We start from the raw sequence: 12,789 nt of genomic DNA on the forward strand, positions 1-12,789 counted from the left end.
CCCCGATGAAAAAGATTCTGTACTCCGGGGCGGGGCTGGTTCTCGTCGCACTGCTCTTCCTGGCCTTCAATATGCTCTGCAGCCAGGTATTCACCAATGCACGGGTGGATCTGACCCAGCAGAAGCTCTACACCATTTCCGCCGGCACCCGGCAGATCCTCAATTCGCTCGAGGAGCCGGTCGATCTCTACTTCTACTATTCCGACAAGGGCACGCGTGACCTGGTCCCGCTGCGCAACTACGCCAATCGCGTTGCCGAACTCCTCAAGACCTACGAGCGCCAGGCGAAAGGCAAGGTTCGCCTGCATCTGATCGATCCCCAGCCGTTCTCGGAAGATGAGGACCGCGCTGCCGAGTTCGGCCTCCAGGGGGTTCCGGTGCCCGATGGTGGCGCACCGCTCTACTTTGGCCTGGCGGGCACCAATTCCCTGGGGCATTCCCAGGTGGTTCCGATCTTCATGCCGGATCAGGAGCAATTCCTGGAATACGATGTCAGCCGTTTGATACAGGCCCTGGCCGAGCCCAAGCGGCCTGTCATCGGCGTGATGTCCGCGCTGGACATGAGTGGCGGCTACGACCTGCAGACACAGCAGATGACGGCGTCGTGGGTGCTGTTCAACGACATCCGTCAGCAGTTCGATGTGCGCAACCTGAAACTCAACATGGACCAGATCCCACGGGACATTACCGTGTTGATGCTGGTGCACCCGAAGAATCTGACGCAGGAAACGCTGTACGCGATCGATCAGTACGTACTCCGTGGCGGCAAGCTTCTGGTGTTCGTAGACCCCTTCAGCGAGGCGGATCGAGATTCGCCGATGGCCGCGCTGGGCGGCGCGGGAGAGCTGTCGTCGGACATCCAGCCGCTGTTCAAGGCCTGGGGGCTGCGAATGCTCCCGGACCAGGTGCTGGGCGATGGCACGTACGCGATGTCGGTGAACTTGGGGGCGGGCGAACAGGCGACCCACCACCCGGCCTGGCTCAGCCTGGATCGCCAGGCAATCGATCAGACCGACATTACCACCGCCGGCCTTGACAGTATCAATGTCGCCACGGCAGGCATTCTAGAGCCGCTCGAAGGCGCCAAGACGCAGTTCACTCCGCTGCTCAGCAGCTCGACCAACGCCATGCCCTTCGATGCACGGCGATTCCGCACACTCGAGAACCCGGGCCTGTTGATGGGGGAACTGGCGCCGACCGGTCAGCGCTACACTATTGCCGCCCGCATCCAGGGGCCGGCCGAGAGTGCCTTTCCACAGGGTGTCGAGGGGCGCAAAGGAGGCTTCAAGAGCTCCGCGAGCATCAATGTGATCGTGGTAGCGGACACCGATCTGCTGAGTGATCGCCTGTGGGTGCAGTTGCAGGACTTCTACGGCCAGCAGGTGCCGCAACCGTGGGCGGACAACGCGAATTTCATCGTCAACAGCCTGGATAACCTGGCTGGCTCGGACGCGCTGATCAGCGTGCGTTCCCGTGGAACATTCAGCCGCCCGTTCCTGGTGGTGAATGACCTGCAGCGCAAGGCAGAGTCACGCTTCCGTGAGCGGGAGGATGCGCTGAAGGGGCGTCTGGCGGAGACCGAGGAGAAGCTTGCAGGGCTGAAGAAGCCCGAGCCGGGCAAGGTCAATGAGCTCGCGCCTGAGCAGCAGGCTACATTGCAGCAGTTCATCCAGGAGCGCATCCAGCTTCGCAAGGAGTTGCGCGACGTACAGTTCCAGTTGAATGCCGACATCGACAAGTTGGGTGCTCGCCTGAGAGTCATCAATATCGCAGCGGTGCCCTTGCTGCTGACGCTGGTCGCTCTCTTCATGTGGCTGTGGCGCAGGGCTCGACAGGGAAGCTGATTCCCTGGCGCTCCGCCAGGGAAGTAATAGTCCGCGAGCATTGGGAGCGCAGGACCGCGGATGGTGCGTCGATTCCGGCGCCCGTCCGATGGCAGGCCGATCGGAAATGCTCCTGGCTCGCGCCCGGCAATCTGTTGGCGAGGCCGAATTCAGCTGCGGAATGATAGGGCATATCCATTGGAATGCAGGGTCGTGTAAGTAATTGCGCGGCTTTGGACTGAATTCGCAGCCATGCAGGTTGAAGGGAAATCGGGAACGAAATTACCCGTGGAAAATGCGGAGACGCGCGAAAAGGTCCACGTTCGAAACACTTTCGTTACGCTGGGTAACGAGCACCAAAATGGCTCTACAAGCCCCGAAAAATGGCACTTGGGCCTGTTTGGTCATAGGGCCGCGGAGTTGATGAAAAAGTGCTTTTCAGCTGTAACTTTTGATTTATATACTCGGGAGCGTGGTCGCCATTGGGCGTTATTTCGAATTACCTTCCAACAGGGTTTCGATCCGGGTTGGATGATTGGGAAAACGTTCAGCTGGTGATCGCCAAAGTCCTCATTCCCGGGGGCCACCCAAAAATAATAGGCAAGTTGGAGAGTGTGGTAATGGCTGATCGTGAGGTCGGAACCGTCAAGTGGTTCAATGACGCCAAAGGTTATGGATTCATTCAACGCGATAGCGGTCCGGACGTTTTCGTTCACTACCGTGCCATTCGTGGCGATGGTCACCGCTCCCTGGTCGAAGGCCAGAAAGTGGAGTTCTCGGTGATCCAGGGTCAGAAAGGCCTCCAGGCGGAAGACGTCGCCAAGGTCTGAGCCCCCGAAAGAACAAAGGCCCGTCCAATGGACGGGCCTTTGTTTTTAAAGCCTTGCGCAGTGAAGTTTCAGCCCGTGCGCCAGGTGATCTCTTCGACGCCCGCGGTGGTCACTTTCAGCCAGCGGTCCGCGTCTTCCTCGCCCTGATCCTCGCTCCAGCTGCCGGGTGCGCAGCGTACTTCCACTTCCAGCGCGGCGCAGGCGTCGCGAGCGCAGGCGACATCGTCGTCCCACGGCGTCTTGTCGCTGTCCAGGAACAGGCTGTTCCACTTGCCCACGGCTTTGGGCAGCCAGGTGGCGGGAATGCTGCCGGCGATGCACTTGAAGGTTTCGCCCTGGGCGCGCCATTCGCTGCACGGGCCAATTGCCTTTTCCAGCCAGGCACTGACGGCGGCCTGGTCGGCATCCTTGATGTAGATCTCGATATCCGGTTGGCGCATGGCGTCCTCGTCAGGGTTCTTGGCGTTGCAGCCAATCGTAGCGTACCGCGACGGTTACCTCGAAGGGTTCGGCGAGGATGTGCTCGCGTCGCTCTGCGTTGACACGCCAGCCATGGGGCGTCATCGCCAGCAGGTGCTCGCGGGCTTCGCGGGTCTCCAGCGGCAGCTTGAAACTCAGTTGTTCGGTGTGCGCCGGCTTGAGCTCGGCGGGCAGGTCGGCGAGGTGCTTGTCCTCGACGTACTCGCGCACTTCGTCGTACAGGCGTTGACGCAGTTCCAGCAGATGGTCGCGGGCCGGCCCGAGGCGCAGAATGCCGCCGCCGGGAGTGAGCAGGCGCGTCGCTTCTTTCCAATCGATGGGGCTGAAGACGCTGGCGAGCAGTTGGCAGGAAGCGTCCTCTAGCGGTACGCGGGCCATGCTGGCGACCATCCAGGTCAGCTGCGGAGCGCGTTTGCAGGCGCGCTTGACCGCTTCGCGGGAGATATCCAGCGCGTAGCCGTCGGCCTGGGGCAGTGCCTCGCCCAGTTGTGCGGTGTAGTAGCCCTCGCCGCAGCCGATATCCAGCCAGCGGCCCGGCGCGCGCTCGGCTGCCAGTTCGGCCAGGCGCTTGGCCAGCGGTGCGTAATGCCCGGCGCCGAGGAAGTAGCGGCGCGCCTCGACCATGGTGGCGTTGTCGCCTGGGTCGAGGCTCTTCTTGTGCTGTACCGGCAGCAGATTCAGGTAGCCCTGGCGCGCGCGGTCGAAGCGGTGGCCGGCGGGGCAGGCGACACCGTTGTCGACGTCGGTCAGCGCCTCGCGGCACAGCGGACAGATCAGCATCCTTTTTTTCCTGGCCCCAACGGCTGCGGCAGGTCGTTCAACAGTACGGTCGGCAGCGAGCGGCGGCGCTGGGCGAGTTGGTACACGCGCAGGGAATAGCGGCGCTCGGCGGCTGGCGCGGGCGGCGGGGTATCGGGACGCGTAGCGCCAAGGCAGAAGCCTTTGTTCAATTTGCTCATGCCAGCAGTCGCACCAGGGTCTGGTAGTAGATTTCGGTCAGGACATCGAGGTCGCTGGCCAGTACGCGTTCGTCCACCTGGTGGATGGTGGCGTTCACCGGGCCGAGTTCGACCACCTGGGTCCCCATGGTGGCGATGAAGCGGCCGTCGGAGGTGCCGCCGGAGGTGGACGGGGTGGTTTCGCGACTGGTGACCGCACGGATCGCAGCGGCCACGCCATCGAGCAGCTCGCCCGGCTGGGTAAGGAACGGCAGGCCCGACAGGGCCCAGTCGATGTGCCAGTCCAGGCCGTGCTTGTCGAGGATGTCCGCGACGCGCTGCTGCAGGCCTTCCACGGTGGATTCGGTGGAGAAGCGGAAGTTGAAGATGACCTTCAGTTCGCCGGGAATCACGTTGGTCGCGCCGGTGCCGCCATTGATGTTGGAGATCTGGAAGCTGGTCGGCGGGAAGTAGTCGTTGCCGTTGTCCCAGTGCTCGGCGGCGAGCTCGGCCAGGGCCGGGGCGGCGAGGTGAATCGGGTTCTTCGCCAGGTGCGGGTAGGCCACGTGGCCTTGCTTGCCGCGCACGCTGAGAGTAGCGCCCAGCGAGCCGCGGCGACCGTTCTTGACGATATCGCCCACCAGGGTGGTGCTCGACGGCTCGCCGACGATGCACCAGTCCAGGCGCTCGTTGCGCGCCTTCAGGCGCTCTACCACGGCCTTGGTACCGTGGTGGGCCGGGCCTTCCTCATCGCTGGTGATCAGGTAGGCGATGCTGCCGCGATGGTCCGGGTGGTCGGCGACGAAGCGTTCGGTGGCGATGATCATCGAGGCCAGGCTGCCCTTCATGTCCGCTGCGCCCCGGCCGCAGAGCATGCCATCGGCGTCGATCAGGGCGTCGAAGGGCTGGTGCTGCCAGGCCTGTTCGGGACCGGTGGGGACCACGTCGGTGTGGCCGGCGAAGCACAGTACCGGGCCATTGGCGCCATCGCGGCCCTGGCGCAGGGCCCAGAAGTTGTCCACTTCCTCGATGCGCATGGGCTCCAGGGCGAAGCCGCAGGCGTCCAGGCGCTGCATCATCAGCTGCTGGCAGTCGGCATCGACAGGTGTGACGGAGGGACGGCGAATCAGCTCGCAGGCGAGGGCCAGTGTCGGCGAGAGGGACATTGAGGTCATCCTGGGGGTGGAACGGAAAAAGGCGCCCATCTTAAAGCAAAAACGCCGGCGATTGGCCGGCGTTCTCGGGAGCGGATCAGCGGTACGGTTCACCTTGTAGGAGCGGGCTTGCTAGCGAACAGGCTTGGTGCCCAGGCATCAGGCAAAAGTGTTCGCGAGCAAGCTCGCTCCTACGGGCCTTGCATCAGCTGGCTGGCGCGACGTCCGCTGCCGGCGCCTCCTGAGCCTTGGGCGCGGCAGACAGCAGCGCCATCACCAGTGCGGCGAGGTAGGGCAGGGACTGCACCAGCAGCATGGCCACCCAGAACATCATGTCGCGGCTCGGCACGCCCTGCACCAGGACGATACCCAGTGCCGCGCCCCACAGCAGGAGCATGATGAACACTTCTTCGCGAGCCTCGGCTAACGCCACCAGAAGGCCGTGGTTGGAGGCCATCTTCGGTGTGCGGAAGAACGGGATGGTCTTGGTGAACGTCCCGTAGAGCACCGCCTTGGCGATGGTATGCGACAGTGCGAGGCCCGCCACCGCTGCCTGGAACGAACGCAGCAGGTCCACGCCCACGGCGCGGCGGTAGAGGAACATGATCTTGCCGAACTTGAAGAAGAACAGCGCCAGCGGCGGGATGGCGAAGATCAGCAGCGGCGGGTCGACCCGCTTGGGCACGATGATCATCGCCGAGGACCAGAGCAGCGCGCCGGCGGTGAAGAAGATGTTCATGCCGTCGGCGATCCACGGCAGCCAGCCGGCGATGAAGTGGTAGCGCTGGCCGGTGGTGAGCTTGCTGTCCTTGCCCTGGAACAGCGCCCGGGCGTGGCCCTTCATGATCTGGATGGCGCCATAGGCCCAGCGGAAGCGCTGCTTCTTGTAGTCGATGAAGGTGTCGGGCATCACGCCCTTGCCGAAGCTCTGGTGCGAGTAGGCGGCTGAGTAGCCCTTCTCGAATACCCGCAGGCCCAGCTCGGCGTCCTCGCAGATGGTCCAGTCGGCCCACTTGAGTTCGTCCATCACGGTCCGGCGGATCATGGTCATGGTGCCGTGCTGGATGATCGCGTCGCGATCGTTGCGGGTGACCATGCCGATGTGGAAGAAGCCCTTGTATTCGGCGTAGCAGAGCTTCTTGAAGACGTTTTCCTCGCCGTCGTGGTAGTCCTGCGGGGACTGCACCACGGCGATCTTCGGATCACTGAAGTGCGGCACCATCTGCTTGAGCCAGTTCGGCTCGACGCAGTAGTCGGCGTCGATCACCGCCACGACTTCGACGTCCGGCGCGGTGTGCGGCAGGATGTAGTTCAGTGCGCCGCCCTTGAAGCCAGCCAGTGGTGCGACGTGGAAGAAGCGGAAGCGCGGGCCGAGGACTTCGCAGTAGTCGCGTACCGGTTCCCACACCGCCGGGTCCTTGGTGTTGTTGTCGATGATCAGGACTTCGAAGTCCGGATAGTCGAGCCTGGACAGCGCATCCAGGGTCTTCTTCATCATCTCCGGCGGTTCGTTGTAGCAGGGCACGTGCACCGAAACCTTGGGCCGGTAGCCGGTATCGGTCAGCACCGGGTCGAACGGCCGGCGGCGCTTGCGCACCCAGACGGTCTCGGCCAGTTCGTGGGCCTCGGTGAGCAGGACGATGAACACGCCCAGCGCGCCGATGCCCAGCAGGCCCCCGACGGTCAGGCTGAACCAGGTGCTGTACTGCTGGCTGTAGTCGTAGGCGATCCACACCAGCACCGAGCCGCCGGCGAAGGCGACCACGGTGAGGAAGGTGCGGCCGCGCTGGCGCAGGGCGCTGCCGTCGATCATCAGCAGGGTCAGGGCGAGCAGCGCCATCACCACCGAGGCGACCGCCAGGGCGCGCCATTGCGGGATGTTCACCACCGGCCCGTCGAAGTTGAACTTGGGCTGGCGCTGGGCGTTGTAGACGCCCCAGTAGGCACCGACCGAGCCTTCGTCACCGACTTTCCATGGCTGGTCGAAGGCTTCGACGACGAAGTAGTTGTAGCCCTTCTTGTTCAGCAGGTTGGTCAGCGTGCGCAGGTAGATGGCCTGGTCTGCCTGGGTGGCGTCGGCGCCGCCGCGCATGCGGCCGTTGCTCGGCCAGCCGACCTCGGCCAGCAGCAGCGGTTTGCGCGGGAACTTGGCGCGCAGCTCCTTGGCGCGCTCGAGGACGAACGGAACGGCGTCGTCCATCGGCGTGTATTCCCAGTAGGGCAGGACGTGGGCGGCGATCAGGTCGACGTGCTTGGCCAGCTCCGGGTACTTCTCGTAGATGTGCCACTGTTCGGCGGTGGTGACCGGCACCTTCACCGCCTTGCGCACGCGGTCCAGGTAGGCGCTCAGCTGTTCGACCGTGACCTCGCGGCGGAACAGCGCCTCGTTGCCGACGATCACCCGCACGACGCTGCGCGAGTTGTTGGCGATCTCGATGCCGCGCTCGATCTCGGCTTCGTTCTCCGCCTCGTCCGGGCCGATCCATATCCCCAGGCTGACGCGCATGCCGAGCTCTTCGGCTAGGCGTGGGATGTCGGCCAGCGAACCTTTTACCGAGTAGGTACGGATGTTGTCGGTCTGCTTGGAGACCAGCTCCAGGTCCGAGCGGATCTCGTCGTCACTGGGGAACTGGTTCTTCTGCGGATTCTGGTTCAGCCGGAACGGCGAGAAGGAGAATCCGGAAATGCTTTCCGGCCAGTCGGGAACGCTGACGGGGCGGTTATAGAGGGCCCAGAAACCGGTGAAGAGCGCCGCGAGGGCGACGAATACCACCAGGTTGAGGCCGAGCTTGCGTGAAGACATGGTGCGATCGGGTTCCAAAGGGTGGAACGGGGAGGCCGGAGTGGAGCCTGGCCGGGGCGCATCCTACCCCGCACTCCAGGGGCTGTACAGGTTGCCGCCCCCATCCGCCGCCGAGGTGTCGGAGAGGTTTTTCTGACAGTTTAGAATGGGCTGAAGGTGCGTGACTGAGACTGCGTCAAATCAGCTTTGTTGCAGGCGTGCGGAGAGTCTCCGTTATAGAATGCCGGCCGTTTCGATGCGAGGTGTGGGCGATGCAACTGGATGAACAGCGTTTCGGCGGAATTGCGCGGCTTTACGGCCGTGAAGGCCTGGAGCGGCTGGCGGCCAGCCATGTGGCGGTGGTCGGGATCGGCGGCGTGGGCTCCTGGGCGGCCGAGGCCCTGGCGCGCAGCGGCGTGGGCGAGATTTCCCTGTTCGATCTGGATGACGTCTGCGTCACCAACACCAATCGCCAGGTGCATGCGCTGGACGGTGCCGTGGGCAAGCCCAAGGTCGAGGTGATGGCCGAGCGTCTAAAGGCGATCAATCCGGGCATCGTCGTACATGCTATAGCCGATTTCGTCACCCGCGAGACGATGGCGGACTACATCACTCCGGAGCTGGACTGCGTCATCGACTGCATCGACAGCGTTGCGGCCAAGGCCGCGCTGATCGCCTGGTGCAAGCGCCGCAAGCTGCAGATCATCACCACCGGCGGTGCCGGTGGGCAGGTTGACCCGACGCAGATCCAGGTCGCCGACCTGAACAAGACCTTCAACGACCCGCTGGCCGCCAAGGTCCGCTCCACGCTGCGCCGCGACTACAACTTCTCGCGCACGCCGGGCCGCCATTACAGCGTGCAGTGTGTGTTCTCCACCGAGCAGTTGCGCTACCCGAAGCCGGACGGCACGGTGTGCCAGTCCAAGAGCTTCGTGGGCGAGGGCGTAAAGCTGGACTGCGCCGGCGGTTTCGGTGCGGTGATGATGGTTACCGCGACCTTCGGCATGGTCGCGGCGGCGCGGGCGGTGGACAAGATCGTTGCTGGTGCGCGGCGGCCTTCGGAGCGTTCCGCAGGCTGATGGCTTTTTCATAGGAACAACTGACTTGTCCTGGGAAAGCCCGTGCCCGTGTTTTCCCCCTCACCCCAGCCCTCTCCCTCAGGGAGAGGGGGCGGAGAGTGCCGGCTGACGCAATGGTTTCTCCCTGCTCAGAACCGTACCCTCTCCCCGCTTGAGGGGCGGGGCGCGCAGCCAGGGTTAGGGTGAGGGGCTCTTGATTTTGTAGGAGCGGACTTCGTCCGCGATGGCATCCGGCGTGATGCGGACTGATCGCGGACGAAGTCCGCTCCTGCGCATATGCAAGCGCCTCAGGTGGCGATCAAATCCTGCATGCGCTTGAGCACGGCATTCAAACCGTTGCTGCGCGACGGCGACAGTTGTCGGCCCAGGCCAAGCTGGTTGAACCAGTCCGGCAGGTCGACGGCGGACAGCTCGTCAGCCGGCAGCCCTTCCACCCGCACCAGCAGCAACGCCAGCAGCCCGCGCAACAGGCGCGCATCGCTGTAGGCGCGGAAATGCCAGCGCTCGTCACGCCGGTCCGCCACCAGCCAGACGTTGCTCTCGCAGCCCTGCACGCGCTGCTCGTCGCAGCGCTCGGCTTCGCTCAGTGGCTCCAGCTTTTCGCCCCACTGCATCAGCAGGCGCGCGCGTTGCTCCCAGCCCTGCAAGGCGGTGAAGGCCTGCAGCGCCTCGGCGGCAGCGGCAGGGAGGCTCACCGCAGCAGCTCCAGGGCGCTGTCCAGCGCGGTGAAGAAGCGCTCCAGGTCCGCGCCGTCGTTGTACAGACCGAGGGAGACGCGCAGCGCCCCGGCGACGTCGAGCGTTTTCATCAGCGGCATGGCGCAATGGTGCCCGGCGCGCACGGCGATGCCCTGCTCGGTGAGCAGATGGCCGAGGTCCGAGACGTGCACGCCTTCGACCACGAAGCTGGCCAGCGCCACGTCCGGTTCCCCCAGCACGCGCACGCCGTCGCGGGCACGCAGCCCGGCAAGCAGGCGGGCGTGGAGGAAGTCCTCGTGGGCGCTGATTTCCGCGTTGTCCAGTCGAGCCAGCCATTCCAGCGTGGCACCCAGCGCAATCACCGCGCCGATGGGCGGCGTGCCGGCCTCGAAGCCCATGGGTGCGTCGTGGAACTGCGCGTCGTGGTAATCGGCGAGGCGCACCATTTCGCCGCCGAACTGCCAGTGGATCAGGCGCGCCAGTGCCTCCGGACGGCCCCAGAGCAGGCCGACGCCTTCGGGCCCGTAGAGCTTGTGGCTGGAACAGACGTAGAAGTCGCAGCCCAGCGCCGACAGGTTGTGCCGGCCATGGACCACGCCCTGGGCGCCGTCCACCACGGTCAGCGCGCCGTGCTGCCGGGCCATCTGCAGCAGTCCCGGCAGCTGCTGCCAGGTGCCCAACACGTTGGACAGTTGGCTGACGGCGAGCAGGCGCGTACGCGGGCCGATCAGGGTGGCCGCGCGCGCCAGGTCGATGCGGCCGGTGGAGTCCAGCGGCAATACCACCAGTTTCAGGCCACGACGCTTTGCCAGTTGTTGCCAGGGCAGCAGGTTGGCGTGGTGCTCCAGGGCGCTGACGACAATCTCATCGCCGCTCTGGAACTGGGTTTCCAAGCCATAGGCCAGCAGGTTCAGCGCTTCGGTGGCACCACGGGTGAAGATGATCTGCGCCGGACTACCGCCATTGAGCCAGTTGGCCGCCAGGGTGCGGGTCGCCTCGAAGGCGCGGGTGGCACGCTCGCCGGGCAGGTGCTGGGCGCGGTGTACGTTGGCGGCGCCGCTGGCGAAGTAGCCGGCCAGGGCATCGATCATGGCGCGCGGCTTCTGCGCGGTGGCGGCGCTGTCGAGGTAGGTCTGGCCTTCGGCCTCGAAGGCGGCGAGGGCCGGGAAGTCGGAGCGCCAGGGCGAGGGAATGGACATGGGCGTGCGGCCGGTTGCGGAAAAAGTAAAACGGGGGCCGCAGCCCCCGCTTCTCACAGCTTAGTGCGATCCCCGCGCGAGCGGGGCGCCCAGCTTAGTTGTGCGCGTGCAGCGCTTCGTTCAGTTCGATCGCGGTCTTGTTGGTCTTGCACTCGACGGCACCGGTCTGGGAGTTGCGGCGGAACAGCAGGTCGGCCTGGCTGGCCAGATCGCGGCCCTTGACCACTTTGACCAGGGCGTTCTGGTCGTCCAGCACGGCGATCTTGGTGCCAGCGGTGACGTACAGGCCGGCTTCGACAATGTTGCGGTCGCCCAGCGGGATGCCGATGCCGGCGTTGGCGCCGATCAGGCAGCCTTCGCCGACGCTGATGACAATGTTGCCGCCGCCGGACAGGGTGCCCATGGTGGAGCAGCCGCCGCCCAGGTCCGAGCCCTTGCCGACGAACACGCCTGCGGAGACGCGGCCTTCGATCATCCCCGGGCCCTGGGTGCCGGCATTGAAGTTGACGAAGCCTTCGTGCATCACGGTGGTGCCTTCACCGATGTAGGCGCCCAGGCGAACGCGGGCGGTGTCGGCGATGCGTACGCCGGCCGGGACCACGTAGTCGGTCATCTTCGGGAATTTGTCGACGGAGAAGACTTCCAGCAGCTTGCCCTTCAGGCGCGCTTCCAGTTGCAGTTCGGCCAGTTCGGCCAGATCGACGGCGCCCTGGTTGGTCCAGGCCACGTTCGGCAGCAGCGGGAATATGCCGGTCAGGTTCAGGCCGTGCGGCTTGACCAGGCGATGGGACAGCAGGTGCAGCTTCAGGTACGCCTCCGGGGTGGAGCTGGGAGCGGCGTCTTCGGCCAGCAGGGTGGCGACCAGCGGCTTCTGGCTTTCGGCCAGGCGGTTGAGCAGGGCGGCCTGGGCGGCGTCGACAGTCTCGACGGCGTCGGCCAACTGGTAGGCCTGGTGGGCGGTGAAGGCGATCGCCTGGTTGCCGCCTTCATAGTTCAGCAGCGGGCTGATGGCGGCGACCAGTTCGGCGCTGGGGTTGAGCAGCGGCTGCGCGTAGAAGACTTCCAGCCAGTTGCCCTGGCGGTTCTGGGTGCCGACACCGAAAGCGATGCTGAACAGGGATTTCGACATGAGGGGGATTCCTTGAAAGAGATTCTCGAAGAATGAATTCGGTCAGGCCGGACGGCGACTGAGCAGCAGGCCCAGCCCGGCGCTGCCCAGCAGCGCGGCACAACCACGGTTGAACAGGCGCCGGGCGCGTGCGCCGGCGAGCAGCTTGCCGAGGCGGACCCCGGCGAGCCCGTAAAGGGCGATGGCCAGCCATTCCAGCAGCAGGAAGGCTGCGCCGAGTTGGGCGAACTGGGCGCCCACGGCCTGACGCGGATCGACGAATTGCGGCAGGAACGCGGTGAAGATGAGGATCGCCTTGGGGTTGCCAGCGGCCACCCAGAACTCCTGGCGGGCCAGGCGCCACAGGCTGGTGGCCGGTACCGGAGCGCCATCGACGCCCAGGTTTGCCGCCGGGGCGCGCCACAGTTGCACGGCCAGCCACAGCAGGTACCCGGCGCCCACCAGCTTGATCGCCAGGAACAGCCAGGCCGAAGCCTGCAGAACCAGCGCCAGGCCAGAAGCGGCCAGGGCCAGCATGCCGGCGAAGGCGACCAGCCGTCCGCCACCGGCGAGGGTGGCGCGCAGCAGGCCGAAGCGCGCGGCATTGTTCAGCGACAACAGGTTGTTCGGTCCCGGCGCCAGGTTCAGGGCGAAGCAGGCGGGGAGGAACAGGGCCCAGGCGATGCTCATCGTCCTGC

General features: G+C 65.1%; 12 protein-coding genes. 3 read left to right on the top strand and 9 right to left on the bottom strand.

Annotated features, from left to right (window positions below):
• The first annotated feature begins 5 nt into the window (after positions 1-5).
• On the top strand, positions 6-1,844 hold the full coding sequence (locus JVX91_RS13115) for a Gldg family protein (protein WP_205339623.1): 1,839 nt from the start codon (positions 6-8) through the stop codon (positions 1,842-1,844).
• Positions 1,845-2,443: 599 nt separating this feature from the next.
• Complete coding sequence (locus JVX91_RS13120; protein ID WP_015476243.1) at positions 2,444-2,653, top strand: cold-shock protein; 210 nt, start codon at positions 2,444-2,446, stop codon at positions 2,651-2,653.
• Positions 2,654-2,721: 68 nt separating this feature from the next.
• Here the strand turns inward: JVX91_RS13120 and JVX91_RS13125 are convergent, their stop codons facing one another.
• The 5 genes from JVX91_RS13125 to JVX91_RS13145 form a co-directional block, all read right to left on the bottom strand.
• Complete coding sequence (locus JVX91_RS13125) at positions 2,722-3,093, bottom strand: hypothetical protein (RefSeq protein WP_205339624.1); 372 nt, start codon at positions 3,091-3,093, stop codon at positions 2,722-2,724.
• Positions 3,094-3,103: 10 nt separating this feature from the next.
• Positions 3,104-3,913 carry a putative RNA methyltransferase gene (locus tag JVX91_RS13130; RefSeq protein WP_205339625.1) on the bottom strand — a complete coding sequence of 270 codons (810 nt, stop codon included), beginning with the start codon at positions 3,911-3,913 and terminating at the stop codon, positions 3,104-3,106.
• Complete coding sequence (locus tag JVX91_RS13135) at positions 3,907-4,092, bottom strand: hypothetical protein (protein WP_205339626.1); 186 nt, start codon at positions 4,090-4,092, stop codon at positions 3,907-3,909. The genes JVX91_RS13130 and JVX91_RS13135 overlap by 7 nt, the downstream gene beginning before the upstream one ends.
• Entirely contained in the window at positions 4,089-5,246 is a 1,158-nt protein-coding gene (gene dapE, locus JVX91_RS13140; RefSeq protein WP_205339627.1) for a succinyl-diaminopimelate desuccinylase, read from the bottom strand. Before dapE ends, JVX91_RS13135 begins: the two co-directional genes overlap by 4 nt.
• 184 nt (positions 5,247-5,430) lie before the next feature.
• The gene (locus JVX91_RS13145) at positions 5,431-8,028 is read right to left on the bottom strand and encodes a glycosyltransferase (protein WP_205339628.1); all 2,598 of its coding nucleotides are present in this window, start codon (positions 8,026-8,028) and stop codon (positions 5,431-5,433) included.
• Between the two features lie 251 nt (positions 8,029-8,279).
• On the opposite strand from JVX91_RS13145, the gene tcdA reads away from it, so the two are divergent.
• The gene (gene tcdA / locus JVX91_RS13150) at positions 8,280-9,086 is read left to right on the top strand and encodes a tRNA cyclic N6-threonylcarbamoyladenosine(37) synthase TcdA (RefSeq protein WP_205339629.1); all 807 of its coding nucleotides are present in this window, start codon (positions 8,280-8,282) and stop codon (positions 9,084-9,086) included.
• A gap of 287 nt (positions 9,087-9,373) precedes the next feature.
• Here the strand turns inward: tcdA and JVX91_RS13155 are convergent, their stop codons facing one another.
• The 4 genes from JVX91_RS13155 to JVX91_RS13170 form a co-directional block, all read right to left on the bottom strand.
• On the bottom strand, positions 9,374-9,781 hold the full coding sequence (locus JVX91_RS13155; protein WP_205339630.1) for a SufE family protein: 408 nt from the start codon (positions 9,779-9,781) through the stop codon (positions 9,374-9,376).
• Positions 9,778-10,983, bottom strand: a complete 1,206-nt coding sequence (locus tag JVX91_RS13160) for a cysteine desulfurase (protein ID WP_205339631.1) — start codon at positions 10,981-10,983, stop codon at positions 9,778-9,780. Before JVX91_RS13160 ends, JVX91_RS13155 begins: the two co-directional genes overlap by 4 nt.
• Before the next feature lie 94 nt (positions 10,984-11,077).
• Positions 11,078-12,112, bottom strand: a complete 1,035-nt coding sequence (dapD, locus tag JVX91_RS13165) for a 2,3,4,5-tetrahydropyridine-2,6-dicarboxylate N-succinyltransferase (protein ID WP_205339632.1) — start codon at positions 12,110-12,112, stop codon at positions 11,078-11,080.
• A 42-nt stretch (positions 12,113-12,154) separates the two neighbouring features.
• Entirely contained in the window at positions 12,155-12,781 is a 627-nt protein-coding gene (locus JVX91_RS13170) for a LysE family translocator (protein WP_205339633.1), read from the bottom strand.
• Positions 12,782-12,789 lie beyond the last annotated feature (8 nt).

Origin of the sequence: Pseudomonas sp. PDNC002 (assembly GCF_016919445.1) — a bacterium.
In the GTDB taxonomy this organism is placed as follows: domain Bacteria; phylum Pseudomonadota; class Gammaproteobacteria; order Pseudomonadales; family Pseudomonadaceae; genus Pseudomonas.

Coding starts and splice junctions, on each gene's coding strand:
- JVX91_RS13160 (WP_205339631.1), bottom strand. CDS start 10,983: ATGTCCATTCCCTCGCCCTGGCGCTCCGACTTCCCGGCCCTCGCCGCC.
- JVX91_RS13130 (WP_205339625.1), bottom strand. CDS start 3,913: ATGCTGATCTGTCCGCTGTGCCGCGAGGCGCTGACCGACGTCGACAAC.
- JVX91_RS13115 (WP_205339623.1), top strand. CDS start 6: ATGAAAAAGATTCTGTACTCCGGGGCGGGGCTGGTTCTCGTCGCACTG.
- dapD (WP_205339632.1), bottom strand. CDS start 12,112: ATGTCGAAATCCCTGTTCAGCATCGCTTTCGGTGTCGGCACCCAGAAC.
- JVX91_RS13135 (WP_205339626.1), bottom strand. CDS start 4,092: ATGAGCAAATTGAACAAAGGCTTCTGCCTTGGCGCTACGCGTCCCGAT.
- JVX91_RS13145 (WP_205339628.1), bottom strand. CDS start 8,028: ATGTCTTCACGCAAGCTCGGCCTCAACCTGGTGGTATTCGTCGCCCTC.
- JVX91_RS13120 (WP_015476243.1), top strand. CDS start 2,444: ATGGCTGATCGTGAGGTCGGAACCGTCAAGTGGTTCAATGACGCCAAA.
- JVX91_RS13125 (WP_205339624.1), bottom strand. CDS start 3,093: ATGCGCCAACCGGATATCGAGATCTACATCAAGGATGCCGACCAGGCC.
- JVX91_RS13170 (WP_205339633.1), bottom strand. CDS start 12,781: ATGAGCATCGCCTGGGCCCTGTTCCTCCCCGCCTGCTTCGCCCTGAAC.
- dapE (WP_205339627.1), bottom strand. CDS start 5,246: ATGACCTCAATGTCCCTCTCGCCGACACTGGCCCTCGCCTGCGAGCTG.
- tcdA (WP_205339629.1), top strand. CDS start 8,280: ATGCAACTGGATGAACAGCGTTTCGGCGGAATTGCGCGGCTTTACGGC.